Genomic DNA, 2559 nt, shown 5'->3' with positions numbered 1-2559 from the left:
GGTTGTCTGGTGCCGGGACCAGGGAAGGGATGAGCCGGCGGCCGGGAGCAGCATGGAGGTGCCCGACCGGGCATTCCATTCCCTGTTCCCAGGAGGTCCGTCATGACCCCGCTCCGTCAACGCATGCTGCACGACATGCAGATCCGCAATCTCGCAGACAACACGCAGAAATCCTATCTGCAGCAGGTTTCCAGTTTCGCCCGGCACTTCCGCCGCTCGCCTGAACGCCTCGGCCCCGAAGAGATCCGCGCCTGGCAAATCTACCTGACCAACGAACGCAAGCTTGCCCCGAGCAGCGTGCAACTGGCTGTGGGCGCACTGCGCTTCCTGTACCGCGTCACGCTCAGACGGGAATGGAGCGACGAGGACTTTCCACTGCCAAAGCGACCCGTGAAGCTGCCGGTCATCCTGAGCGCCGAGGAAGTTACCCGTTTCTTCGAGTCGGTCCCCAGTCTCAAGCAGCGCACCATCCTGATGACCGCGTATGCGGCTGGCCTGCGCGTGTCAGAAGTCGTCCATCTGCAGGTCACCGATATCGACAGCCAGCGCATGGTGATCCGCGTGCACCAGGGCAAGTCCAGGAAGGACCGCTACGTGATGCTTTCCCCGCGGCTGCTCGAGATCCTGCGACTGTACTGGCACGAGGCTCACCCCCGCGAGTGGCTGTTTCCCGGTGACATTCCCGGGCACCCCATCACCCGATCGGCGGTGGAACTGGCGTGTGACGTCGCGCGTCGGCGCAGCGGCATCAGGAAACCCGTTACACCGCATTCGCTGCGGCACGCCTTCGCGACCCACCTGCTCGAGGCCGGCACCGACGTGCGCAGGATCCAACTGCTGATGGGCCATCGCAGCCTTTCGACGACGGCACGGTACTTAAAACTGGCGACCAGCACCGTGTGTGCCACCGCCAGTCCCTTCGATCTGCTGCCGCGTCCCGAGCCGATCCCGCCCGCACCGCCTGCGCCCACGTACTTCTGAACCTCGCGATGAGGGCGGCACTCGAGGTGGCGGACATCTTCCGCCACTGCGGCCCGCAGTACCGGCAGACCCACGCCGACGGGCTCAGCCGTGCGCAACGGCGCGCGATGAGCGCAATCGAGCTGTGCCGCACCGCGGCGCTCGGTGGCCATGTCGAGCAGTGCGATGCCTGCGGCCATCAGCGCATCGCGTTCAACTCGTGCCGGCATCGCGCCTGCCCGAAGTGCCAGTCGCTTGCCCGTGCCCAGTGGCTTGAAGACCGGCAGGCTGAACTGCTTCCCGAGGTCGAATATTTCCATGTCGTCTTCACCGTCCCTGAGTCCATCGCAGCGCTCGCCTACCAGAACAAGAAGGCGCTCTACGATATCCTGTTTCGCGCCAGCGCCGAGACGCTGCGCACGATCGCCGCCGATCCGAAACACCTGGGTGCCAAGATCGGCTTCATCTCCATCCTGCACACCTGGGGGCAGAATTTGCAGCATCATCCGCACGTCCACTGTGTGGTGCCGGGCGGTGGCCTTGCTGCCGACGGCGAGCGCTGGATCGCCTGTCGCCCTGGCTTTTTCCTGCCCGTGCGAGTGCTCTCGCGCCTGTTCCGGCGGCTGTTCCTCGAACAGTTGCGCCACGCCTTCGACGCAGGCGCACTGCAGTTCTACGGCCCGCTCGAACCGCTCAGCGATACCCAAGCCTTCGCCGCCTGGCTCGCACCCGTCGCAGAAGCCGAGTGGGTCCTCTACGCGAAGCCTCCCTTCGGCGGGGCCAGGCAGGTACTCGACTACATGGGCCGCTATACCCACCGGGTCGCGATCTCCAACCACCGGCTAGCCGCCTTTGACGGTGACGAAGTCAGCTTCCGATGGAAAGACTACAAACACGCCACCGCAACAAAGACCATGACCCTCGCGGCCGACGAGTTCATCCGCCGCTTCCTGTTGCATATTCTGCCCAGCGGCTTCAAGCACATCCGCAGTTACGGCCTGCTCGCCAATCGTTGCCGGGCCGCGAAACTGGCTACCTGCCGCCGCCTGCTCGGCGTGGCGATGCCCGCTGCCGAAGCACCTGTGGTAACCGAAGACTACCGCGACCGTTACCTGCGACTCACCGGCAAGTCGCTTCGCGATTGCCCGGTCTGTGGCAGGGGCCACATGGTCTGCATCGAAACCTTCCTGCCCGGCGCACTGCCGCGTCCACCACCATGCACTCATCCCGTTCACTGATCCGCATCGGCATGATCACGGACCACGTTTCCATTCACTCCTGCTGGCAACGCGCTCGAGCTTGTGCCACCAAATCTCTCCCGCGTGCAAAGGTATCCGGAAGCTGCCCAATTCATCCTGCCATGTCGACCCTTGCACCCCCATCGCACGATAGCCATCGTCACTCCATCGCAGTCCGGTGCCCGGCTTACGCGTGTGGAGCGCGCCGGACCACCGCAGCGACGATTCAACGCCCATAGACGCACCCGCCTGCGGAGCGGTTCAGCACAAACGGTTTTTTGATGACCGGTCGCGGGCTGACCTCGCCGGGTCCCGGCTCACGCGCCTGCGGCCGCGACCGCTAATCAAAAAACCCTCTGCT

At 64.6% G+C, this 2559-nt stretch carries 2 protein-coding genes; both read left to right on the top strand.

The window, feature by feature from the left end:
• Positions 1-102: 102 nt before the first annotated feature.
• The gene (locus tag ACYP5B_RS01990; RefSeq protein ID WP_459568352.1) at positions 103-981 is read left to right on the top strand and encodes a tyrosine-type recombinase/integrase; all 879 of its coding nucleotides are present in this window, start codon (positions 103-105) and stop codon (positions 979-981) included.
• A gap of 8 nt (positions 982-989) precedes the next feature.
• A complete protein-coding gene (locus tag ACYP5B_RS01985; RefSeq protein ID WP_459568350.1) occupies positions 990-2198 on the top strand; it encodes an IS91 family transposase in 1209 nt (402 codons plus the stop codon).
• Positions 2199-2559 lie beyond the last annotated feature (361 nt).

It is taken from the genome of Cupriavidus sp. 8B (genome assembly GCF_054589115.1).
This window is presented reverse-complemented; position numbering and strand designations above follow the sequence as displayed.

What these genes read in the sequence shown, in the direction of transcription:
- ACYP5B_RS01990 (WP_459568352.1), top strand. Translation starts at nt 103, where the DNA reads ATGACCCCGCTCCGTCAACGCATGCTGCACGACATGCAGATCCGCAAT.
- ACYP5B_RS01985 (WP_459568350.1), top strand. Translation starts at nt 990, where the DNA reads ATGAGGGCGGCACTCGAGGTGGCGGACATCTTCCGCCACTGCGGCCCG.